This is a genomic window from Saccharospirillum impatiens DSM 12546 (assembly GCF_000423605.1).
Classification (GTDB): domain Bacteria; phylum Pseudomonadota; class Gammaproteobacteria; order Pseudomonadales; family Natronospirillaceae; genus Saccharospirillum; species Saccharospirillum impatiens.
Window position 1 is genome coordinate 66,879 of sequence record NZ_AUIH01000010.1, and the last position, 22,552, is coordinate 89,430.

General features: G+C 57.4%; 19 protein-coding genes. 13 read left to right on the top strand and 6 right to left on the bottom strand.

The features are described from left to right. The first annotated feature begins 134 nt into the window (after positions 1–134). On the top strand, positions 135–731 hold the full coding sequence (locus tag G565_RS0109090; RefSeq protein WP_028670638.1) for a DUF3047 domain-containing protein: 597 nt from the start codon (positions 135–137) through the stop codon (positions 729–731). Positions 732–749: 18 nt separating this feature from the next. After that, positions 750–1,244, top strand: coding sequence for a DUF2244 domain-containing protein (locus G565_RS0109095; protein ID WP_051207679.1), 495 nt, complete (start codon positions 750–752; stop codon positions 1,242–1,244). A 17-nt stretch (positions 1,245–1,261) separates the two neighbouring features. Here G565_RS0109095 and G565_RS0109100 read toward each other — a convergent pair whose 3' ends face one another. Further along, a complete protein-coding gene (locus G565_RS0109100) occupies positions 1,262–1,771 on the bottom strand; it encodes a hypothetical protein (protein WP_028670640.1) in 510 nt (169 codons plus the stop codon). Between the two features lie 245 nt (positions 1,772–2,016). Here G565_RS0109100 and G565_RS0109105 point away from each other — a divergent pair, with 245 nt between their 5' ends. From G565_RS0109105 to G565_RS0109155, 10 genes are all read left to right on the top strand, one after another. Further along, positions 2,017–3,183: an isovaleryl-CoA dehydrogenase gene (locus G565_RS0109105; protein WP_028670641.1), complete on the top strand. Its 1,167-nt coding sequence runs from the start codon at positions 2,017–2,019 to the stop codon at positions 3,181–3,183. Positions 3,184–3,724: 541 nt separating this feature from the next. Further along, positions 3,725–4,885 (top strand): acyl-CoA dehydrogenase family protein, encoded by a 1,161-nt coding sequence (locus tag G565_RS0109110; RefSeq protein WP_028670642.1) that lies wholly within the window; start codon positions 3,725–3,727, stop codon positions 4,883–4,885. Further along, complete coding sequence (locus tag G565_RS0109115) at positions 4,882–6,489, top strand: carboxyl transferase domain-containing protein (protein WP_028670643.1); 1,608 nt, start codon at positions 4,882–4,884, stop codon at positions 6,487–6,489. Before G565_RS0109110 ends, G565_RS0109115 begins: the two co-directional genes overlap by 4 nt. A gap of 206 nt (positions 6,490–6,695) precedes the next feature. After that, entirely contained in the window at positions 6,696–7,481 is a 786-nt protein-coding gene (locus G565_RS0109120; RefSeq protein ID WP_028670644.1) for an enoyl-CoA hydratase/isomerase family protein, read from the top strand. After that, positions 7,478–9,463: an acetyl/propionyl/methylcrotonyl-CoA carboxylase subunit alpha gene (locus G565_RS0109125; RefSeq protein WP_037338489.1), complete on the top strand. Its 1,986-nt coding sequence runs from the start codon at positions 7,478–7,480 to the stop codon at positions 9,461–9,463. The genes G565_RS0109120 and G565_RS0109125 overlap by 4 nt, the downstream gene beginning before the upstream one ends. After that, entirely contained in the window at positions 9,460–10,350 is an 891-nt protein-coding gene (locus G565_RS0109130) for a hydroxymethylglutaryl-CoA lyase (RefSeq protein WP_028670646.1), read from the top strand. The genes G565_RS0109125 and G565_RS0109130 overlap by 4 nt, the downstream gene beginning before the upstream one ends. Positions 10,351–10,920: 570 nt before the next feature. After that, on the top strand, positions 10,921–12,087 hold the full coding sequence (locus G565_RS0109140) for a thiamine pyrophosphate-dependent dehydrogenase E1 component subunit alpha (RefSeq protein ID WP_028670648.1): 1,167 nt from the start codon (positions 10,921–10,923) through the stop codon (positions 12,085–12,087). Continuing rightward, complete coding sequence (locus G565_RS0109145) at positions 12,084–13,061, top strand: alpha-ketoacid dehydrogenase subunit beta (RefSeq protein ID WP_028670649.1); 978 nt, start codon at positions 12,084–12,086, stop codon at positions 13,059–13,061. The genes G565_RS0109140 and G565_RS0109145 overlap by 4 nt, the downstream gene beginning before the upstream one ends. 11 nt (positions 13,062–13,072) lie before the next feature. Beyond that, positions 13,073–14,635, top strand: a complete 1,563-nt coding sequence (locus G565_RS0109150; RefSeq protein ID WP_028670650.1) for a dihydrolipoyllysine-residue acetyltransferase — start codon at positions 13,073–13,075, stop codon at positions 14,633–14,635. Between the two features lie 433 nt (positions 14,636–15,068). Further along, positions 15,069–16,019 carry an IS110 family RNA-guided transposase gene (locus tag G565_RS0109155; RefSeq protein WP_028670651.1) on the top strand — a complete coding sequence of 317 codons (951 nt, stop codon included), beginning with the start codon at positions 15,069–15,071 and terminating at the stop codon, positions 16,017–16,019. Positions 16,020–16,128: 109 nt separating this feature from the next. Here G565_RS0109155 and nfsA read toward each other — a convergent pair whose 3' ends face one another. Next, positions 16,129–16,863, bottom strand: coding sequence for an oxygen-insensitive NADPH nitroreductase (gene nfsA, locus G565_RS0109160; RefSeq protein WP_028670652.1), 735 nt, complete (start codon positions 16,861–16,863; stop codon positions 16,129–16,131). Positions 16,864–17,028: 165 nt separating this feature from the next. Here nfsA and G565_RS0109165 point away from each other — a divergent pair, with 165 nt between their 5' ends. After that, on the top strand, positions 17,029–17,727 hold the full coding sequence (locus tag G565_RS0109165; RefSeq protein WP_051207681.1) for a putative 2OG-Fe(II) oxygenase: 699 nt from the start codon (positions 17,029–17,031) through the stop codon (positions 17,725–17,727). Between the two features lie 275 nt (positions 17,728–18,002). Here the strand turns inward: G565_RS0109165 and G565_RS0109170 are convergent, their stop codons facing one another. The 4 genes from G565_RS0109170 to G565_RS0109185 form a co-directional block, all read right to left on the bottom strand. Then, complete coding sequence (locus tag G565_RS0109170) at positions 18,003–19,526, bottom strand: bifunctional GNAT family N-acetyltransferase/carbon-nitrogen hydrolase family protein (RefSeq protein WP_028670654.1); 1,524 nt, start codon at positions 19,524–19,526, stop codon at positions 18,003–18,005. A 340-nt stretch (positions 19,527–19,866) separates the two neighbouring features. After that, a complete protein-coding gene (locus G565_RS0109175) occupies positions 19,867–20,445 on the bottom strand; it encodes an NnrU family protein (protein WP_028670655.1) in 579 nt (192 codons plus the stop codon). Between the two features lie 172 nt (positions 20,446–20,617). Beyond that, a complete protein-coding gene (locus tag G565_RS0109180) occupies positions 20,618–21,076 on the bottom strand; it encodes a MarR family winged helix-turn-helix transcriptional regulator (protein WP_028670656.1) in 459 nt (152 codons plus the stop codon). 174 nt (positions 21,077–21,250) lie between these two features. Continuing rightward, on the bottom strand, positions 21,251–22,549 hold the full coding sequence (locus G565_RS0109185) for a TRAP transporter large permease (protein ID WP_028670657.1): 1,299 nt from the start codon (positions 22,547–22,549) through the stop codon (positions 21,251–21,253). Positions 22,550–22,552: the final 3 nt, after the last annotated feature.

Sequence of the window (22,552 nt, forward strand, 5' to 3'; positions counted from 1 at the left end):
ACGTTGTGAAGCGATAACCTGTGAGATTGACAAGATGGTGACCCTGTTTTGGCGAGTTAGCCCGCAAAATGATATGGAGTAACGTTTTTATGATACCCCCTCTAGCAGCTAAGCCAAGGCACGGAGTCACACTTTTGCTGGCTCTTTACTTCGGTACGCTGATAACCGGAGCAGTGACGGCTGAATCACTACCTCTGACTGATATAGACAGTTGGGAACACCACAGCTTCGAAGGTGAGTCCCGGTTCGAATGGCAAGCCAGTGACCAATGTTTGCGCATGATGTCAGACGGCACCGCCTCGGCGCGGATTTGGGAGCAGGAAGTCGAACTCGAGGACGACACGCAACTGAGCTGGCGTTGGCGGGCTGAACAGGACATCAGCTCGGTAGCCCGGCAGGAAAAGCCCGGTGACGACTTTGCCGGTCGTATTTACGTGGCCGTTGAACACCCCCTGTTCTTCTGGCGCTCGCGCGTTTTGGCCTACGTGCATGCCAGTGAACTGCCCGTTGATACGCACTGGCCAAACCCTTTTACCGGCCAGTTCCACATGTGGGTGGTCAGCAACGGCGAGTCGGGCAATTGGCAGAGCATCGAACGAGGCATTCTGGATGACTGGGAGGTGGCCTTTGGTGACCGGCCCGACCATTTTGACGCCATCGGGTTAATGGCCGATTCTGATAACAGCGGTCAGCAAACTGATCTGTGCCTGGCCGATCTTGTAGTGCGTTAAAGAGGAGTGGGATACCGCTTGGTCATCGTCAATCAGTCAGACAAGGGCCTCTACCTGGTCCTCCAGCCTAACCGCTCGATGAGCTGGCAAGGCACCATGAAAGTGCTGGGCGCTCTGCTGGCCGTTTCGACCCTGATCGTGATCGGCATGGTCTGGATCGGTGCCTGGGTCGTGTTGCCGTTTGCCGGTCTGGAATGGTTGGCGGTTGCTGCGGGCCTGATCATCACCGCCTGGCGGTGCCAGCAGCAGGAGGTGCTCTGGTTCGAAGAGGATCAGGTTCGGCTGGAGCAGGGTGTTTATCGCCGCCAGCGCCACTGGCAGGGACCAAGACGTTACACCCGGTTGGTAATATCACCCCCGAAACACCCGCTGGGGTCACCGCGGTTGGCACTCGCCTACCGCGACGATCAGCAGGCATTCGCTGAGTTTCTGAATCCATGGGATGCCGACTTGCTGATCAGCGAATGCCAGCGCCGGGGCATGGTGATAGACCGGCGCGTTGGGGATCAGTAGCCCGGATGGCGCAGCCGTTACTCGGCCGGGCGCAACAACGACCAGCCTTCGTAGGTATCGTCGGTCAGAATGTCGGTTAGAAAAAGCACTTCTGCCGCATCGCTGTCCAGATCAGTGATCTCCACTTTGCGAGTAAACAACTTCTTCTCAACCATGACCTGCTTGGGCAGAGTGACATGGCCCGCTTCAACACTGAATTCGCCGTCGATATCGAACAGGCGAATGCCCCGACCATCACGACGAACGTCTTCGCGCTTCACGAACTGATATTCGCCCGGTGCCAAACGACCCATGACCGCATAGGTCCTGTTTTCCTCAACTGGCATGCGCACCCGCTGCTGTTCGCCACTGGCCAGGTTTTCAACGGTGAACATGAAGTCGTACTCCAGCTCAGTGTCGCCACGCACTTCGATGTCTGCGGCAAATATGACGAGCCCTTCGTTCTCGCCAGCGTATGGGGCTTTCACGGCGTTGGAAGAACAAGCCGCCAGTGTGAGTGCGGTCAGCAGTACTAGAATGTGTTTCATCAGAGAACCCGTGGTTAATCGTGTCGGCGCTACAATACCCGATTGCTTTCGCACTGGGCAGCCTGTCTGACCGATCTTTTACAGGCCCTGGTCCGGCCAGCGGTTGCCGTGAAGCGTCAACATCTCTTGACTGTCCTTCGTTTGCGTCTAAGTTGACGTTAACGTCAACGTTAATTAGCCTGCAGGGACTGATCCAGTGACGATAATTCCAAATACAAGAAATCCAACAGGACGGCAGACCCGCTATGAACAGTTACCCCGCTTTAAACTTTGGCCTGGGCGAGACCCTCGACATGCTGCGCGACACCGTCCGTGATTTCGCGCAAAAGGAAATCGCCCCGCGCGCGGCGGCGATCGACCACGACAACCTCTTCCCGGCCGACCTATGGCAAAAGTTCGGTGACCTGGGCTTGCTGGGCATTACCGTCGATGAAGAACTCGGTGGCACCGGTATGGGCTACCTGGCGCACATGGTGGCGATGGAAGAGATCAGCCGGGCGTCCGCCTCGGTGGGCTTGAGCTATGGCGCCCATTCCAATCTCTGCGTTAACCAGATTCGTCGCAATGGCAATGCCGGGCAACAAGCGAAATACCTGCCCAAGCTGATCAGCGGTGAGCATGTCGGTGCCCTGGCCATGAGCGAACCCGGCGCCGGTTCCGATGTGGTCAGCATGAAGCTCAAAGCCGAGCACAAGGGCGATCATTACCTGCTCAACGGCAACAAGATGTGGATCACCAACGGCCCCGATGCCGACGTACTGGTGGTCTATGCGAAGACCGACCCGGCCGGTGGCAAACGCGGCATCACCGCCTTTCTGATCGAAAAAGACTTCCCCGGTTTCAGCACCGCCCAAAAGCTCGACAAACTCGGCATGCGCGGCAGCAACACCTGTGAACTGGTCTTCGTCGACTGCAAGGTCCCGGTCGAAAACGTCATGGGTGCCGAAGGCGACGGCGTAAAAATCCTGATGAGCGGCCTCGACTACGAACGTGCCGTTCTGGCGGCAGGCCCTGTCGGCATCATGCAGGCGTGTCTGGACGTTGTGCTGCCCTACGTACATGAGCGCGAACAGTTCGGGCAACCCATCGGTGAATTCCAACTGGTGCAAGGCAAAGTCGCCGACATGTACACCCGCCTGAACGCTTGCCGCGCCTACGTCTACGCAGTCGGAGCGGCGTGCGACCGTGGCGAAACCACCCGCAAAGACGCCGCCGGTGCCATCCTCTACGCCGCCGAAAACGCAACACAGGCTGCCCTCGATGCCATCCAGGTGCTCGGCGGCAACGGCTACATCAACGAGTACCCAACCGGTCGCTTGCTGCGCGACGCCAAACTCTACGAAATCGGCGCCGGCACCAGCGAGATTCGCCGGATGCTCATTGGCCGCGAGCTGTTCAACGAAACCCGGTGAGGTTTGGTGGTGTGAGTTGGCTTGGTGGTTGAACGGGTGGCTTCTCATTGTACTTTGGCAGAAGTCGCTCAGGAGGTCGGGTGCGGCCCTGGCGGGTCGCTGCAAGTACATCCGTGTAAGCTCGGCGAGAGCCATCCATGGCTCTCGACGCCCCGCCAGCACCGCACCCGACCTCCTGAGCTGGTCTGCGTTGGTTGCATTAACCACGCCCAAGAACAGAAGAGTTCCTAGCGCGGGAGTTGAATTAAGCCAACTTACAAATGCTGTCAGGGGGCTGAGTAGTCGAAACAACGGGTTGGACAAAGTATATGAAGCCGATCAGCAAGTGCAGGGTGTCGGGTAGGCCTTTCCGGGGTAGTTCGCAACATGGATGTTGCGATCTAGGCCCCATGGACGGGTTCACGCCGACCCCTGAAAGGCCTACCTGGCGCCCTGCACGAACGACTGGCACCGTACCAGGACTGACCAGCCACGGTCACAAACGCTTGGTACCGAAAGTAAGCCCAACCAAGCAACCAGAATAAAAACGACAGGCACTAACATGACAGCACACACTGACTTTGGTTTAAGCGATACCCAGATCATGATGCGCGATGCGGCGCGGGCCTTTGCCCGTGAGCGGCTGAAACCCAATTCGGCTGTCTGGGATAAGAGTGGTGAGCATCCGGTTGAGGTGATCCGGGAGATGGGTCAGCAGGGTTTTTATGGGCTGACCGTCCCTGAAGCCTTGGGGGGTGTTGACGCAGGTTATCTTACGTTGGCGCTGGTGGTTGAAGAAATTGCGAAGGGCGACGGCGCCTTGTCGACCATTACCTCGGTTATGAACTCAGTGGTGTGTGGGCCCTTGCTTGGCTATGGCTCAGAGCAACAGAAAAACGACTGGCTGGTGCCACTGGCCAGTGGTGAAAAACTGGGTGCGTTTTGTCTGACCGAACCGCAAGCCGGGTCGGATGCCGCCGCATTGAAAACCCGGGCGATTAAAACAGACTCCGGTTGGGTGTTGAACGGATCCAAACAGTTTATTACCAATGGCGCGATTGCCGACCTCGCCATCGTGTTTGCCGTGACCGATCCGGAAGCTGGTAAGAAAGGCATCAGTGCGTTTCTGGTGCCAACTGATTTGCCCGGCTATGAAGTCAGTCGGGTTGAAGAAAAAATGGGTCAGCGAGCGTCGGATACCGCGCAATTGACCTTTAATGATCTGGCATTGCCCGACGATGCGCTTTTGGGCAACGAAGGTCAGGGCTACTCGATTGCACTGGGGAATCTTGAAGGCGGTCGCATTGGCATTGCGGCCCAGTGTGTGGGCATGGCCCAGGCCGCGCATGAAGTCGCCTGTGCCTATGCGCGCGAACGAACCAGTTTTGGCGAACCGCTGATGACCTTTCAGGCCGTGAGTTTTCGACTGGCGAACATGGCAACGCAGATCGAAGCAGCGCGGCAACTGGTGTGGCACGCCGCGCGTTTGAAAGATGCCGGGCTGCCCTGCTTGCGCGAAGCCGCGATGGCCAAGGTGTTTGCCAGTGAGATGGCCGAAAAAGTCTGCTCCGATGCGCTGCAAACACTGGGCGGCTATGGTTACCTGAGTGACTTCCCATTGGAGCAAATCGCCCGGGATGTGAGAGTGACCAAAATTTACGAAGGCACCAGCGACATTCAAAACCTAATCATTGTTCGATCCATAGAGGAGCGTGGCGCATGAGTCGGATTCAATCGCGCATTGACGTGCGCGGCGAACAGTTTCAACGACAGGATCGGGCGAACCGCGACCTGCGCGATCAGTTGCAGAAACGCCTGCATCAGGTTGAACTGGGCGGTGGCGAAGGGCCACGCGGCAAACACCTGGCCCGCGGCAAGCGCCTGCCGCGTGAGCGCATTGAGCGCTTGCTGGATGCCGGCTCTCCCTTTCTGGAAATTGCGCCACTGGCCGCCTGGGGTTTATACGACAACGCCGTGCCCAGCGCCGGTGTGATCGCCGGGATTGGCCGGGTGGAAGGCATCGATTGCCTGATCGTCGCCAACGACGCTACCGTAAAAGGTGGCACCTATTACCCGATGACGGTTAAGAAACATTTGCGGGCCCAGGCCATCGCCGCTGAAAACCGTTTGCCGTGTATTTATCTCGTCGACAGTGGCGGTGCTTACTTGCCACTGCAGGATGAAGTGTTTCCGGATCGCGAACATTTCGGCCGTATCTTTTTTAATCAGGCCAATCTGTCAGCCCAGGGTATCCCCCAACTGGCCGTGGTAATGGGGTCGTGCACTGCGGGGGGTGCTTATGTGCCTGCCATGTGTGATCAAAGCATCATCGTGCGCAATCAGGGCACGATTTTTCTGGGCGGCCCGCCGCTGGTGAAAGCCGCCACGGGCGAAGAAGTCTCGGCTGAAGATCTGGGTGGTGGCGATGTGCATGCGCGCACCAGTGGCGTGGCGGATTATTTGGCCGACAACGACGATCACGCACTGGTGCAGGCGCGTCAAGCCGTGCGCCATTTTAACTGGCCCGACAAACCCGAGCGCGGTTTGCAACCGGCCGAGCCACCGGCCTACCCGGCCGATGAACTGTACGGCCTGATTCCCGACGATACCCGCACGCCGATTGATGCCCGCGAACTCATTGCCCGCATTGTTGATGGTTCCCGTCTCGATGAATTCAAAGCGCTGTATGGCACAACCCTGGTCTGTGGCTTTGCCCACATTGAAGGCCAGCCGGTTGGCATTCTCGCCAACAACGGCATTCTGTTTTCCGAGTCTGCGCTGAAGGGTGCGCATTTTATTGAACTGTGTAATCAGCGCGATATTCCACTGGTGTTTCTGCAGAATATCAGTGGATTTATGGTCGGCAAAAAATACGAAAACGGCGGCATTGCCAAAGACGGAGCCAAACTGGTCACCGCAGTGGCCTGCGCTAAAGTTCCCAAATACACCATCATCACTGGCGGCAGTTTTGGCGCCGGCAACTACGGCATGTGTGGTCGTGCCTACGACCCGAGATTCCTGTGGACCTGGCCCAATGCGCGCATTTCGGTCATGGGCGGTGAGCAGGCGGCCAACGTTCTGGCCACCGTAAAAGCCGATCAGAAAGCGGCAGCGGGTGAGCCGATGAGCGAAGCAGAATTGGCTGATTTCAAAGCCCCGATTCAGGCGCAATACGACACCCAGGGCGACCCCTATTACGCAACTGGTCGCCTCTGGGACGACGGGATTATCGATCCGGCTGACACCCGGGCTGTTCTCGCCCTGGCGCTGTCGGCCAGTCGCAACGCACCGAGTGAACCGACACGCTATGGCGTGTTCAGGATGTAACTGACGCGAGTTTTGGAGTTTCAATTGGTGATGTACCAGGAGTCCGTGCCAGACGCCGGGTGTGCCTCTCCGGGGTCGGCGTGAACCCTTCCATGGGGCCTAGACCGCAACATCCATGTTGCGGACTTCCCCGGATAGGCACACCCGGCATCTGGCACTCAGCTATTAGCCAACTCTGAACCCCGAAGGATGAAACAGGAGTCGTTATGCAGGCATTAACTGTTCGACAGGAAGGCGTCATTGCCTACCTGACATTGAACCGGCCCGAGGTTCGTAATGCCTTCGGCGCGGAACTGATTGCTGAACTGACTCACCAGGTAAAAACGCTGGATGCAGATTCGTCGGTGCGTGTGCTGGTATTGCAGGCCGAAGGCAAACACTTCAGTGCCGGGGCGGATTTGAACTGGATGCGGGCCATGAAAGACCGCACCGAAACCGAGAACCGGGACGATGCCCGCAAACTCGCCACCCTGATGCAAACACTCGATACCTGCAGCAAACCCCTGGTGGGCGTTACCCAGGGAGCGGCCATGGGGGGCGGTGTGGGTTTGCTCGCCTGTTGCGACATTGTGCTGGCGACCAAGAACGCCTTTTTTGCGTTAAGTGAAGTGCGACTCGGCCTCACACCAGCAACGATTTCGCCCTTCGTGGTCAGAGCCATGGGTGCCCGCCAGGCGCGTCGTTATTTTCAGACCGGCGAACGGTTTACCGCGCAGCAAGCGAGTGCGATGGGGCTGGTGCACGAAGTGATTGATGAAGAAGATCTGGCCGCAGAGCTAAGTCGACTGCTGAGTGACTTGACCGCCGGTGGCCCCGAAGCGCAGGCGATGGCGAAGACTCTGGTCAAAGACGTTGCCCAGCGCCCGGTAGATGATTGGCTGATGGACGAACTGGCCGAGCGCATCGGGCGACAGCGCGTTGGTGCTGAAGGTCAGGAAGGGCTCACCGCCTTTCTCGACAAGCGTAATCCAAACTGGATAGAACCCTCATGAAACGCATACACCGATTATTGATTGCCAACAGGGGTGAAATTGCCCGCCGCATACAACGCAGCGCTCGCGCCCTGGGCATAGAAACCGTCGCCGTCTATTCCGAGGCCGATCACAACGCCTTGCACGTGCGCGAGGCCGATCAGGCGATTTGCCTGGGCGGCGCCACGGCAAGCCAAAGCTACTTGAATCGCGATGCCTTGCTGGCTGCGATGCGAGATACCGGAGCCGATGCACTGCACCCGGGCTATGGCTTTTTATCGGAAGATGCCAACTTTGCAGAAGCCGTGATCGACGCCGGTTTTATCTGGGTGGGTCCACCGCCAGAGGCGATGCGATCCATGGCCTCAAAAGCCGCCGCCAAGCAAACACTGGAACCACGCGGGGTACCCATGATCCCCGGTTACCATGGCGATGATCAGAGCGATGAGCGCCTGCTGGCCGAAGCCGAAACCATCGGTTTCCCGTTGTTGGTCAAAGCCTCGGCCGGGGGCGGTGGCAAGGGCATGCGCGTGGTTGAACGCCTCGATCAGGTGGCTGATGCCCTGGCCAGTGCCCGCCGTGAAGCACGCAATGCCTTTGGTGATGACCGCTTGTTGCTGGAGCGTTATCTGGTTAACCCGCGGCATGTGGAAGTGCAGGTCATGGCCGACCAGCATGGGGCTGTGTGGTCTCTGTTTGAACGCGATTGTTCGCTGCAGCGGCGCCACCAGAAAGTGGTCGAAGAAGCACCTGCGCCCGCGCTTGATGACGACACCCGCACGGCCATGTGGAAGGCTGCAGAGATCGCAGCAGCCAGCATTGGGTATGTGGGCGCCGGTACCGTGGAATACATTGTTGATGCCAGCGGCGACTTTTTCTTTCTGGAAATGAATACCCGGCTGCAAGTCGAACACCCGGTTACCGAATGCATTACCGGGCTTGATCTGGTCGCGTTGCAGCTGCGCGTTGCCGAAGGTGAGTCTTTACCGGCAGAGCGCCCGGCTGAGCCTGTCGGTCATGCCTTTGAAGTGCGACTCTACGCCGAAGACCCGGAACAGGACTTCCGCCCGACAACGGGCATGCTGAGTCAGGTGGTATGGCCACAAGGGCCAGGCGTGCGAGTCGACACCGGTGTGGAAAGCGGCAGTGAAATCTCGCCCTTCTATGACCCGATGCTGGCCAAGCTGATCGTGCACGGCGCTGACCGACGCGAAGCGCTGGCCAGGTTGAACCGGGCGCTGGCCGATACCCGGCTGGCTGGCCTCACCACCAACCTGAACTTTCTGCGCCGACTCTGCGCCGCGCCCGATCTGGCCGAGTTCACTATTCACACCCACTGGATCGAGACGCATCGCGATCAGTGGGAAACCCGGGCGGAGCAACCCGCTTGCTGGTCTGCCCTGGCGGCCAGCGCAATTCAACACACGCTGGACTCGGGCCATGCAGACCCCTGGCAGAAACTCTCGGGCTGGCGACGGTTTCAACAACGGCGTTGGCTGTATAACCGCAGCGAGACGGAGCAATGTGTGGTCACTGAGCACCAAGGCGTCTGGCAAGCGCATTGTGGAACCGAGACGCTGACGCTCAGTGACGTCACCGTCGAATCGTTGGGTGCCGGGCATTATCGGGTACACGGCCGCGCCGGTCAGCGTCGCCGCCAGTTGGATGCCTGGCCACAGGCTGGTGGAATCGAAGTTGACGATGGTCACAGCCGATGGCTTCAGCTCTGGTGGCAGGCCGAGGCCGCCCATGAGGATGGCGCGGGCGGCGATGGCCTGGTGAAAGCGCTGATGCCGGGTACGGTGACGGCGATTCATCAAACCACCGGTACCCGGGTGAAGCGTGGCGATAAAATACTGTCGATGGAAGCCATGAAAATGGAAACCACTCTGACGGCACCCACAGATGGCACTCTGGTGCAGTGCTCGCTCTCAGTGGGTGACCGGGTCGACGATGGTCAGGTCGTTTTTGTGGTGGAAGCCGACGAGGAGGATGCCGCATGAGTCGTCCAGCCGTAAATCTGGTGGAAGTGGGCCCACGCGATGGCCTGCAAAACGAAGCGACGCCGTTATCGGTTGCAGACCGGCTGACCCTGATCCGGAAATTGGTCGATGCGGGCCTGACAACGGTGGAGGCTGGCAGTTTTGTCTCACCCAAGTGGGTGCCGCAGATGACGGGTACAGACCAGGTATTGGCCGGGCTCGACCTCAATGATGTCGAGCGCTACCCGGTACTGGTCCCCAACCTGAAAGGCTGGGAAGCAGCGCAGGCCTGCGGTGCCAGAGACATCGCGATCTTCGGTGCCGCCAGCGAAACCTTCAGCCAAAAGAATATAAACTGTTCAATCAAAGAAAGCCTTGAGCGGTTCAGGCCGGTCGCTGAACAGGCGTTGGCGGCAGACGTTCGAGTACGCGGTTACGTCAGTTGCCTGGTCGCCTGCCCCTACGAGGGCGAAATCACCCCGGCTCAGGTACTCCCGGTCGTACGCGCTTTGTTCGACATGGGCTGCTATGAGGTAAGCCTGGGCGACACCATCGGCCGCGGCACACCCCGCCAGATAAAAGCCGTATTGTCGGCGTTGCTCGCCGAACACGATGCGGATCAACTGGCCCTGCACTGCCACGATACTTACGGCATGGCTGCCGCTAACATCATGGCCGGTCTGGACTTGGGCATCCGAACCTTCGACAGCAGTGTCGGCGGTGCCGGCGGCTGCCCCTATGCCCCCGGAGCCAGCGGCAATGTCGCCACCGAAGAAGTGGTCTACCTCCTTGAAAACGAAGGCTTCGACACCGGTGTTGACCTTAAGGAACTGGCGGCGACGGGCAGGTGGTTATTCGAAAAGCTGGGCAAGCCGGTGCCCTCCAAGGTTAACCAGGCTATGAGTTGAGTTCTTTGGCAAGTTGTATAGCTGCCTGGGAGGTTGGGTGGGGAGTGTCGGGTATACCTTTTAAGGGCACGCCGTAAACCCGTCCATGGGGGCTCGGAGACCGCATCCATGCGGTCTAACGGCCCATAAAAGGTATACCCGACACTCCCTTGCGCTTTCCATGGTTGCAAGTATGAAAAGGAACGATCAGTAGTGCCAAACTGAGCGCACTGATGAAGATAATTTGCGATTCAGAATTGGTGTTGGGATTAACCACCTCAGACCAGCGATGGGTGTCGGGTGCAGCCTTGGCGGGGCGTCGGTCACCATGGATGGTGACCGCCGAGCTTACACGGACGTATTTACAGCGACCCGCCAAGGCTGTACCCGGCGCCCATCGCGGCCCAAAGCCACAACCGTAAACCCAGCCCAACAGGGTGACCCGCGGCAGAAACACAGCGGTGGCTGCCAACTAAACGATTAGCCCCTAAGCTAACAGGGACCGGGGTGATCCTCCGGGGCCAAGAATGATTTGAACCGGGAGCGCCCAAAAGGCGGTCTGAACGATTAACAAGAACAGGAACGGGTCCTATGAGTAAAAGCATCCATAAGCCGGGCTTTGTGCTGGGTGATGCCCTCGATATCCCCACATTTAAAGTGTTGAAGCAGGACGGTACGCTGTACAAAGGCGCGCAGGAACCTGAATTCGACAAAGAGATGGCGTTAAAACTGTATGACGATCTGGTGTTTATCCGTGTACTGGATGAACGCATGGTCGGTGCGCAGCGTCAGGGTCGAATTCCGTTTTATCTGGCCTCTTTGGGCGAAGAGGCGGCGAGCGTTGGCAGTGCCGGTGCTCTGAAGCCTCAGGATATGATCTTTGCGCAGTATCGGGAGCAGGGGGCGTTGCGCCACCGCGGCTTTACCGTCGACCAGTTTATGGATCAGTGTTTTTCCAACGACCGCGATCTGGGCAAGGGCCGTCAGATGCCGATTCATTACGGCAGCAAAGCGCTCAATTACAACACCATTTCATCGCCGCTGGGCACCCAGATTCCGCAGGCCGCCGGTTATGCCTATGGTCAAAAACTGGATGGGCTCGACGCCTGTACTATCTGCTATTTTGGCGAAGGCGCCGCCAGTGAAGGTGACTTCCACGCCGGCTTGAACATGGCCGCCGTGTTGAAATGCCCGACCATCTTTTTATGCCGCAACAATGGCTATGCGATTTCCACACCCTCTGCCGAACAGTTCAGTGGCGACGGCGTTGCCTCGCGCGGTATTGGCTATGGTATTGCGACACTGCGTGTCGATGGTAACGATTTGCTGGCGGTTTACGCGGCCACGGCGGCGGCTCGGGCTTACGCGCTGGAGCATAATGCACCCGTGTTGATCGAAGCGATGTCCTATCGGCTGGGGGCACATTCGACCTCCGATGACCCAACCGGCTATCGCTCCAAAGACGAAGAAGCCCAGTGGGCCAAGAAAGATCCAATCTTGCGTTACAAACACTGGCTGACCCAAAAAGACTGGTGGAGTGATGAGCAGGAAAAAACCCTCTACGCAGAACACCGGGCGAATATTCTGGCGGCGATGAAAGCGGCCGAGAAGCGGCCGGTGCCGACCATCGATCATCTGATCACCGATGTTTACGACGAACCGACGCCGCACCTGCGCCAGCAACTGAAACAGCTGAAAGCACACATGCGCAAGTATCCAGAGCAGTATCCGAAAACATCCGGGAGGTTGGACGCATGAGTCAGATGAACCTGTTGCAAGCGATTAACAACGCCCTGATCACCGCCATGAAACAAGACGACAAAGTCGTCTGCTTTGGTGAAGACGTAGGGCATTTCGGGGGCGTCTTCCGGGCAACCAGTAATCTGCAGGAAAGCTTTGGCCGGGCCCGGTGTTTCAACACTCCGCTGACGGAGCAAGGCATCATCGGGTTTGCCAATGGCCTTGCCTCGCAAGGGCATAAAGCCGTGGCTGAAATCCAGTTCAGCGATTACATTTTTCCCGCGTTCGACCAAATTGTGAATGAGACGGCCAAGTTTCGGTATCGCAGTGGTAACGAATTTAATGTGGGCGGCCTGACCATTCGTACGCCTTACGGTGGTGGCATACGCGGCGGTCATTATCACTCGCAAAGCCCGGAAGCCTATTTTGCGCACACGCCCGGCCTCAAGGTTGTGGTTCCGCGCAACCCGCACCAGGCCAAAGGTCTGTTGCTGGCCTCGATTCGCGACGATAACCCGGTGCTCTTTTTTGAGCCAAAGCGGCTCTATCGTGCCTCGGTGGGCAATGTTCCTGAAGAAGATTATGAACTGCCCATTGGCGTCGCCGAAATCGTGCGCGAAGGGCGCGATTGCACCGTGTTGGCTTGGGGTGCGCAAATGGAAGTCGCCAGCAAAGCGGCTGAACGCGCTGCCAAAGAAGGCATCGAGTGTGAAGTGATCGACTTGCGCACCATTCTGCCCTGGGATGTCGATACCGTAATTGCCTCGGTGAAGAAAACCGGCCGCCTGGTCGTCACCCACGAAGCCCCGCTGACCAGTGGCTTTGGCGCCGAAATCGCCGCCACGGTTCAGGAGCAAGCATTTTTGCATCTGGAAGCGCCGGTCAGTCGCGTCTGCGGGCTGGATGTGCCATACCCGCTGTCGCATGAGGCTGAATACATGCCGGATGAAACCAAAGTGTTCGAAGCCATTCACACCACGATGAATTACTAAGGAGCAGGACCATGAAAGAAGATTTTATCCTGCCGGACATCGGCGAAGGCATCGTCGAGTGCGAGTTGGTGGAATGGTTGGTCGAAGAAGGCGATATCGTGGTTGAAGACCAGCCCGTAGCCGATGTTCAGACCGACAAGGCCCTGGTGCAAATCCCGGCCAAGCACGCTGGCCGGGTATTGAAGCGTTACGTTGAACAGGGTGAGATCGCCAAAGTGCATGCGCCGTTGTTTGCGTTGGAGATTGCCGATGATTCACCCGCCCCTCAGGCGGAACCCAAGCCTGAAAAAACCGGGAGTTCGCAAGCAAGTGACAGTGGCCAGTCGGGCTATGAGGAAGATTTCATTCTGCCGGACATTGGCGAAGGCATCGTTGAGTGTGAACTGGTCGAATGGTTGGTCGAAGAAGGCGATACCGTTGCTGAAGATCAGCCAGTAGCCGACGTGCAAACCGACAAAGCCCTGGTACAAATACCGGCAAAACACGCTGGCAGGGTGGTCAAACGGTACGTTGAACAGGGCGAGATTGCCAAAGTGCATTCACCGCTGTTCCGCTTGGCGCTGAGCGATCACGAAGGCCATGCACCAACAGCGCCAGCGGTAGCCCAGCCAAAAGCGCCGGAAGCGGTTACTCAAACGCGCCAGCACATCGGCAGTACCGACGAGAATCGTCGCAAGGTACTGGCAACGCCTGCGGTGCGACGCATCGCGCGCGAGCACGACATCGAACTGGGTCAGGTACCAGCTTCTGGCAAGAATGGCCGTGTGCTGAAAGAAGACATGCTGCGCTTCATGGGCGAGCTGGAAGACGCACCCAAGCAGGTCAAGACCGATTCAGGCGCCGCCAAACCCAAAGCCGCCAGCCAGGGCGATGTCGAGATCATTCCAGTCAAGGGCATGCGCGCCGCTATGGCACGGCAGATGACCCACTCAGCGCAAACCATTCCTCACTTCACCTATTCGGAAGAAATCGACGTCACCGAATTAACCCGGCTGCGGCGTTCGCTGAACCAGCGACTGGAAAGCCAGGGGATCAAGCTTACGGTGATGAGCCTGTTCATCAAGAGCCTGTCTTTGGCGTTGAAACGCCACCCAATCGTAAACAGCCACATGAACGACGCGGGCGATGAGATCCATCAGTTTGCCGATCACAACATCGGTATGGCGGTGGACTCACCGATGGGCTTGCTGGTACCGAACATCAAGGGCGTACAAAACCTGAGCCTGCTCGATCTGGCAACGGACATTAAACGCCTGACAGAAGCGGGCCGGGCCGGGCGCCTGAGCCCGGATGACTTGAAAGGCGGCACCATCACCGTCTCCAACATCGGCTCCATTGGCGGCACCGTCACCACACCGATCGTCAACGCGCCGGAAGTGGCCATCGTTGGCATTGGTCGACTGCAACGCCTGCCAAGGCCTAATGATCGGGATGAACTCGAGATCCGCGATATTATTCAGGTCAGTTGGTCCGGTGATCACCGGGTACTGGACGGCGGCACGATTGCCCGCTTCTGCAATGACTGGAAAGCCATGCTGGAGCAGCCGAACGATATGGTGTTGTGGATGGTTTAGAAGATGCTGGTTCAAACTAGTGGAGTGCGGTAAACCGGAGTTGAACCCTCTCCCCAGCCCTCTCCCGTGTGACGGGAGAGGGAGCGGTTAGTTGGTTAAATATAACCAGTGCCAGTCGCTCGCAGCACCGGACACAACAGTCCTCTCTCCACCCCTGGGGGAGAGAGCTAGAGAGAGGGGGAGCGGCGCAGCCGTTTGTTCTGTGGTTTCGATTGGCGTGCGGTGAAACCAGAAGAGAACCCTTGTATGTTTAGGAACACTGGACAAAAGCGTTAAAAGATAGCAAATTTTTGTTCAGTGCGGCACGGCAGCTCGACAGCCCTCTGGGACATCAAGCCCGTGGGAGAGCGATGAGCGCCGTGCCGATCCTTCGTAGATAACCCGTACGGTTGCTTGGGCCAAAGAGCCCGTATTATTTGCAAGGTTGGGAATCATGAGCGAAAACATCACTGAAGTCTTTGTGGGTATTGATGTATCCAAATCTACTCTGGACGTTGGTTTGGAGCCCAGTGGAGAGGCATTCCAAATTAACTATGAGAGCGCTGAAGTCGACAAACTCATCACGCGGTTGCAACAGGCCCTGCCAACGCTGATTGTCATGGAAGCGACAGGAGGTCTGGAAGTTCAAGCGGCTACAGCCATGGCGGCTAAAGGGCTGCCTGTGGCGGTCGTAAACCCTCGCCAGGTGCGCGACTTTGCTAAGGCAACGGGTCGACTGGCCAAGACCGACAAGATAGATGCAGCAGTCCTGGCGGCCTTCGCTAAAGCGATCAGACCTCAAGTACGCCCTTTAAAAGATGAAGAGACACAGGCTTTAGACGATCTGGTGGATCGACGTCGGCAGTTGATTGGCATGCGAGTTCAAGAGGTACTTAGACTTGGTACGGCCGTCACGAAGCCGATGCAACAGAGCCTGAAGAAACACATCAAATGGCTGGACCGGCAAATTGACGACGTCGATGGCGATCTGAAACGGCGCTTGCGTGAGTCGGATGTATGGCGAGCCAAGGAGGACCTGCTGAAGAGCATTCCTGGCATAGGTTCCGTGACCACAATGACCTTGTTGTCGAAGTGTCCTGAGCTTGGTCAGCTTAATCGCCGCGAGATCGCGGCCCTGGTGGGGGTAGCCCCAATGGCCAACGACAGTGGCAAACATCGCGGAAAACGCTCTATATGGGGCGGAAGAGCGGAGATCAGAGCCGTTCTATACATGGCAGCACTCACGGCAATGAGGTGCAACGCACCGATCAAAGCCTTTGCCGAACGGCTCAAAAAAGCCGGTAAATTGCCCAAGGTAGTCATTGTAGCTTGCATGAGAAAACTACTGACTATCATGAATGCCATGTTAAAAAATAACAGCCCGTGGATGCCCGAAATGGGTTGACGGTGAACACGGTTGCTCTCCCCAGCCCTCTCCCGTGTGACGGGAGAGGGAGCGGTTAGTTGGTTAAATATAACCAGTGCCAGTCGCTCGTGCCTAAACACACCTCAGTTTACTTCAACAAAAAACCGCGCTTCTGCAGGAACGGCAACATGTGGGGCCGTGCCTCTTTTTGCAGCATGCCGGAGATCTGCTCGCTCCAGCTCTGGCTCTTGGGGTTGCCGCTGCGGGTCGCGTAGTAATGACGGACGTGCTCGTCGTAGTCTTTCACGGTGGCCACATCATCCGGCTCATAGCCATTCTGCTTCAGCACCACGGAGACCGGCAAACGGGGTTTGACCTCGGGGTTCTGGTCCGGGTAGCCAATGCACAGGCCAAAGACCGGGTAGACCAGATCGGGGAGGTCCAATACCTCGGCAACGCCCTGTGGATTATTGCGCAATGCACCGATGTAGCAAATGCCCATGTCCTGGGACTCAGCCGCGACGACCAGGTTTTGCGCAAACAGAGCCGCATCGACCGAGGCGGTCAGAAATTGCTCGGTAAAGCCGCTCAGCATAGGGGCATCGTGCATTTCACAGGCTTGCTTGTGCCGGTTCATGTCGGCACAGACCACGAAAAACACCGGGGCCTCGTTGATGTACTTTTGATTGTTCCCCAATTCAGCCAGTTTCGCGCGTTTTTCCGGGTCGGTGACCTGAATCAGGGTGGTCGTCTGAATAAAGCTAGATGTCGCAGCGCCCTGACCGCAGCGGACCAGGTCTTCAACCAGTGCTTGCGGCACCGGTTTATCGGTGAAAGCGCGAATCGATCGGTGGGACTGCAGTAATTGGGTAACAGCGTTCATTCAAATCTCCGGATTGGGTAGGGTTGCAAATCGTTTCAGAATACCACGGCAAGGCCGATCGGGGGCGACCGCTATGTTCCGTCAGTGCAACATCGCATTGCGTTTGTATGAGTACGGCCCTGACCGTAAACTGGGCCGTTCCCGTTGTTCACTTCAGGCCTGCTTATGAGCCATGATACCCAGCCAGACACCTTTCCCGCTCCCGATGAAGGTGACTCACCGACCATAGAACCCATACCACTCTGGGGCAGCGAACTGTTCATCGCGACGCTGGCCGAGCACCCGTTAATTGCCGGTGAACTGACGTCGCTCATCTACCGACACCACGCTCAACACCAAACAGCGGTAGCCAGCGAGGTGGCCGTGGGTGCCAAACAGAACCTGTTCGAAAGCGAGCTGAATTTCCTCGACGGCGACGACCTCGACGTGCAGGTACTGAACCAGTCACTGTCGACGCTGGTGCTCGACATCGCCGCTTACGCCAACGAAGGTCACTGGCCGGAAGACGCGAGCGCGGAAGTGACCATCACCGAAAGCTGGTATCACCTGACACAAACCGGCGGCTACCACGACGCCCACTCCCACCCAAATTGCTCCTGGTGCGGTATTTACTACCTCGAGGCAGGCGATGCGGATTTCGACCGGCGCAGCGGCGTTAACCGATTCTACGACCCAAGGGTCAATGCCGATCATTTTCTGGATGCGGGGAGTCTTTACCTCAATGGCCAGGGCATCTACGACATCCAGCCCGTTGCGGGCCAGGTGGTGATCTTCCCGTCCTATTTGAAGCACTCGGCTCTGCCGTATTTTGGTGGCAAGGATCGGGTTGTTGTGGCGTTTAATGCGCGGGTCGATTTTATATAACTCAAGTTTCGGAATTAGAGTTGGCTGCAGTGCCATGAGCTCTGCCGCACGTCGCTAATCTGCAGCGAACTCCGAAACTTGAATATATAAACAGTCCCCCGAAGTTTGAAGTTTGCTAGCTGCAGAGTGTTAGCTGCCGGGTGTGTCTATCCGGGGTAGTCCGCAACATGGATGTTGCGGTCTAGGCCCCATGGACGGGTTTACGCCGACCCCGGAGAGGCATACCCGGTCGCTAACACGGACTCTTGTCGACCAAGTCAAATCGAACTCCGAAGTTAGGTCGGATTGCGCCGGGTCAAACTGAACAGATCCTTGCGCCGGTCTTTCAGGTTGGTAACTGAGCCTTCACTGCGCACCAGTTTCAGCTTGTTGAAATCCAGATCCGAGAAGAAAATCATCTCTGTGTTGGGCGTGGTTTCGTTCAGTACCGCATCGTGCGGGAAGGCAAAATCCGACGGGCTGAACACCGCGCTCTGGGCATACTGGATGTCGAGGTTTTCGATCGAGGGCAGGTTGCCGACGCTGCCGCACAGCACCACGTAACACTCGTTCTCGATGGCCCGGGCTTGTGAGCAATGGCGCACTCGCAAGTAACCGTTCTTGGTATCGGTCCAGAACGGCACGAACAGAATGTCCATGTCGTCGTCGGCGAGCAGGCGACTCAGCTCCGGGAATTCGACGTCGTAACAGACCTGCATGCCAATGCGGCCGGCATCGGTGTCGAACACCGCCAGCTCATTGCCCCCCTCGATGATCCAGTCGCGTCTTTCCTGTGGCGTAATGTGCAGCTTGGCCTGGCGTTCCTGAGTGCCATCGCGCCGGAACAGGTAGGCGATGTTATACAGGTAACCGTCTTCATCGGCTTCAATCATTGAGCCGCCAATGATGTTGATGTTGTAACTGACGGCCATGCGGCTCATTTCGGTTTTGAACCGCTCGGTAAAGGTACCGAGAAACCGAATTGCTTCGACCTGGTCGGTCAGGCCCATTAAAGGCGCGTTGAACAGCTCCGGGAACACAGCAAAATCACTTTGGTAACCGGACAGCGCATCAACAAAGTACTCGACCTGCTGCAACACATCTTCAACCGAAGCAAACTCCCGCATCTGCCATTGCACGGCACCGACGCGGGCATGGTTGCGGGTGTTATCCAAAACACGGTCGGCAGGCTCGAACAGAATGTTGTTCCATTCGAGCAGGGTGGCAAAACCAAGAGACTTTTCATCTTCCGGCAGGTACCGGCGCATCAGCCGTTTGACCTGGAAATCATTGGCCAGCTGGAAAGACAAAATCGGATCGTGAATTTCCTTGCGCGCAACCTGGTCGATGTACTCGGTCGGTTTCAGCTCCTCGGCGTGTTCGTGGTAGTTGGGGATCCGCCCGCCAGCCAGTATGGCGCGAAGATTCAACTGACGGCACAGTTCCTTACGCGAATCGTACAGGCGGCGACCTAGACGGTGGCCGCGGTAATCCGGGTCAATCAGCACGTCGAGGCCGTACATGGCGTCGCCCGTGCTATTGTTCAGAATGATCTCACGCTGGCCAATCAGGTCGTCGTATTTATGCGGGTTGGAAAACGTGGTGTAGTCCACCAGCACACTCAGGGCAACGCCGACCAGTTCACCATCGTCGTCGATGGCAATTTGCCCATCCGGAAACTCCCTGATCAACCGGTTAATCGTCTCTTCCGGCCAGGCGCCGCCAATATCATCGTAAACCCGGTCCATCAGGCGCTTGAGTTGGGGGTAGTCGCCTTCGACAAGATTGCGTAGGTGAAGGTGGAGATCGTCGTTCTGCATCATAAAAGTGCCCTAACTGAGTCGCTCTAAAGGTGGAGTAATCACCATACCAAGTGCTGGGTGCCGGGTACGTCTGTCCGGGGAAGTCCGCAACATGGACCAAAACGCCAGGAGCGTATTGGCATGAGCGAAGCGAGCCCGAAGGGTGAATCCCACGGATGGGATTCATATCTTGCGGTCTAGGCCCCATGGATGGGTATACGCTGGCCCCGGACAGGCGTGCCCGGCGGCCAGCACGGACCAAAGCCGAATGGGCAGACCCTTACTCTAAGTGTGAGCGAGTGGGTAATGTGGGAGGTAGTTTAACAGCTCGGCAGAGTGTCTGCCGAGCTTGGACGCATCAGCCGAAGGGAGGGACGCCGATCAGCAGCAAGTGGGCCCAGAAGGCGAAGACGCCATAACCGATCAGGCCGCCGACAACGGCAGAAATATCGCTTTTGAGGCCTTTTACCGGGTACTGCGTATTGTTTGCCCGATCTTTGCGGCGAGCGTGGATGAAATAAACCACCGCCCAGGCCAGGAAACCGCCAAACAGAAGGATATCGGCCAGCGTACCATTGGCGATCAGGTGAGCGATCGCCCAGGTTTTAACCGCCAGCACCATGGGGTGACCGAATCGGGCCTTGATGCGGTTGCCGGGTACGTAGGCAGCCGCCAGGAAGATAAACGCCGGTATCATCAGCAGCGCAGAAAGATGGCGCGTCCAGCCGGGTGCAAACCAGACCCAGACCGGGTCGAGCCGGGCTAAACCATAGCCCCAGATGATCAGGCCGAAACCCGCCAGCGATATAATGCTGTACAAGCCTTTCCAGGGCATCAGACCCATTTGGCGAATCATCGATTCGCGCCATTGTGGGGCCAGCATGTGAATGGAATGAATGCCGAGAAAAATAGCCAGGCCGATGACCAGTGTGATCATGTGAAATCCTTTTATGACACGGTTAATATGAAATCGTCGGCAGATAGGTTAGCGGAGCGGGAGCGGGCTGTATACTGGCTGATGGTCACTCCTGAGCGGTTCCCTGTCAGGGCGGTTGATGATCCGGCACATAATGTTAACGCTCCACTACTACCGACCGGGGGCAGCAGGTTTAGCCGTCTGGGTGGTCGAGATCAATGATGCGTTCCAGCATGCCCAGCAGCCATTCCTTTTCACCCTTGTTCATTACCTGCTCAAAATGCGCTTCATGTGCCAGTACTTTCTTGTGCAGATTCTCCGTGAAGTGAATGCCATCCTCAGTCAGAAACAGGGCATAGGAGCGTCGGTCTGAATCTGACTGGCGTCTTTCTATTAACCGCTGCTTTTCCAGTTTATCCACTGCCGATACCATCGCCGAGCGATCGGTGTCTATCGCCTTGGCGACGGCCGTTTGCGTCAGCCCGGGGTTATCCCGAACCACACAAAGAATCCCGAACAGGCCCGGGGTCACGCCTTGTTCGGTACAGGTGGCGGTGAAGTTTTCAAAGTAGGCAAGCTGCGCCCGTCGTAACCGGTAGCCAACCAGGCTGTTCAACAAGGTGGCATCAATTTTCTGGGTGGTCTCGGTCATCGGGGCTCCAGTGGTTGCGCCAGCGGCGGCATCAGATATCGGCCGGGTTTTGTACAAAGCGTCCATATTACCACCTTAGGTTTTTCAGTTCACAACACACAGACTAAACCGTGTTTGTACCAGTTGAAATTGCCTCTAGCAGAGTTCTGGCCAGCGGGTGGGCGGCACGAACTCTTAGCCACCGGTCAACACAAGCACTATCGACGGGAAGAAGATCACCAGAGCGACAACGACCAGGTCGGCGACCAGAAAGGTGCTGACGCCCTTGAAAATATCGACCAGGCTGGCGTACTGGCTGGCAACCCCTCGTATCACGAAGATGTTCATGCCCACCGGCGGCGTGATCATGCCAATCTCCAGCAGTTTTACCAGCAAGACGCCAAACCAGATCAGGCTGATGTCGTATTGCTCGAAAATGGGCATCAGAATCGGCAGGGTGACCAGCATGGCACCGAAGGGTTCCATAAACAGACCCAGAAACAGATAGATCAGCACCACCACCAACATCAGTTGCAGGTAACTGGGGTCCCAGCCCGATACCGCCTGGGAAATAAAACCGGCCAGGCCACTGAGGCTGAGAAAAACGGTAAACATGCTCGCGCCGACACCGATGATCAGCAGTGAAGCCGTCGTCGACAGAGTTTCCAGCAGTGAGGTGTTGATCAGCTTCCAGCTCAATTTACCCAGCATCGCAGAAATAATAATGGCGCCGGCCGCGCCGATCGCGCCGGCCTCTGTGGCGGTGAACAGGCCACTGAACAAACCACCAAATACCATGAAACCGAGCAACAAAACCGGCCATATCTCACGAATGGCCTGAACTGGCGTGTAGTCATCGGCGCCGATGGCGCGGCGTGGCACGATGTCTGGCCGCCGCCAGCTGACCAGCAAAATGACAATGCTGTAACTGAACGCCGTCAGCAAGCCGATGGTAATACCGCCCAGAAATACCTGAGTGATCGATACCTGGGCGAATACCCCGTACACAATCATCAGAATGCTCGGCGGAATCAGCGCGCCGATGGTACCGCCGGCGGCGATGGTGCCGCAGGCAAAGCTTGGCTTGTAACCGCTTTTCACCATTTCCGGAATGGCGATGCGACCCATAGCGGCCGCGCAGGCCAGGCTTGATCCGGACACGGCGGCAAAGCCCGAACTGGCCACAATACTGGAAATGGCCAGGCCACCGGGCAGCCAGCGAAATACCACTTTGGCTGCGTTAAACAGACCGGCAGTCAGGCCAGCGTGGTAACTGACGAACCCCATCAGCAAAAACATGGGGACAGCGCTCAGCGTCCACTTGGCGATAAAGTCGTAGGGTGTGCCAGCCAGCATGCCGATGGCCACATCCCAGTTGATCATCCAGGTGACACCGCCGAGTGACACCGCCATCAGCGCCAGTGCAACGGGGACCCGCAGGGCGAGCAACGCCAACAGAGCAACCAGACCGTAAAAACCGATTTCTACCGACATGGT

What these genes read in the sequence shown, in the direction of transcription:
- G565_RS0109145 (WP_028670649.1), top strand. Translation starts at nt 12,084, where the DNA reads ATGAGTCAGATGAACCTGTTGCAAGCGATTAACAACGCCCTGATCACC.
- G565_RS0109165 (WP_051207681.1), top strand. Translation starts at nt 17,029, where the DNA reads ATGAGCCATGATACCCAGCCAGACACCTTTCCCGCTCCCGATGAAGGT.
- G565_RS0109120 (WP_028670644.1), top strand. Translation starts at nt 6,696, where the DNA reads ATGCAGGCATTAACTGTTCGACAGGAAGGCGTCATTGCCTACCTGACA.
- G565_RS0109125 (WP_037338489.1), top strand. Translation starts at nt 7,478, where the DNA reads ATGAAACGCATACACCGATTATTGATTGCCAACAGGGGTGAAATTGCC.
- G565_RS0109170 (WP_028670654.1), bottom strand. Translation starts at nt 19,526, where the DNA reads ATGCAGAACGACGATCTCCACCTTCACCTACGCAATCTTGTCGAAGGC.
- G565_RS0109175 (WP_028670655.1), bottom strand. Translation starts at nt 20,445, where the DNA reads ATGATCACACTGGTCATCGGCCTGGCTATTTTTCTCGGCATTCATTCC.
- nfsA (WP_028670652.1), bottom strand. Translation starts at nt 16,863, where the DNA reads ATGAACGCTGTTACCCAATTACTGCAGTCCCACCGATCGATTCGCGCT.
- G565_RS0109140 (WP_028670648.1), top strand. Translation starts at nt 10,921, where the DNA reads ATGAGTAAAAGCATCCATAAGCCGGGCTTTGTGCTGGGTGATGCCCTC.
- G565_RS0109150 (WP_028670650.1), top strand. Translation starts at nt 13,073, where the DNA reads ATGAAAGAAGATTTTATCCTGCCGGACATCGGCGAAGGCATCGTCGAG.
- G565_RS0109185 (WP_028670657.1), bottom strand. Translation starts at nt 22,549, where the DNA reads ATGTCGGTAGAAATCGGTTTTTACGGTCTGGTTGCTCTGTTGGCGTTG.
- G565_RS0109100 (WP_028670640.1), bottom strand. Translation starts at nt 1,771, where the DNA reads ATGAAACACATTCTAGTACTGCTGACCGCACTCACACTGGCGGCTTGT.
- G565_RS0109180 (WP_028670656.1), bottom strand. Translation starts at nt 21,076, where the DNA reads ATGACCGAGACCACCCAGAAAATTGATGCCACCTTGTTGAACAGCCTG.
- G565_RS0109105 (WP_028670641.1), top strand. Translation starts at nt 2,017, where the DNA reads ATGAACAGTTACCCCGCTTTAAACTTTGGCCTGGGCGAGACCCTCGAC.
- G565_RS0109115 (WP_028670643.1), top strand. Translation starts at nt 4,882, where the DNA reads ATGAGTCGGATTCAATCGCGCATTGACGTGCGCGGCGAACAGTTTCAA.
- G565_RS0109155 (WP_028670651.1), top strand. Translation starts at nt 15,069, where the DNA reads ATGAGCGAAAACATCACTGAAGTCTTTGTGGGTATTGATGTATCCAAA.
- G565_RS0109110 (WP_028670642.1), top strand. Translation starts at nt 3,725, where the DNA reads ATGACAGCACACACTGACTTTGGTTTAAGCGATACCCAGATCATGATG.
- G565_RS0109130 (WP_028670646.1), top strand. Translation starts at nt 9,460, where the DNA reads ATGAGTCGTCCAGCCGTAAATCTGGTGGAAGTGGGCCCACGCGATGGC.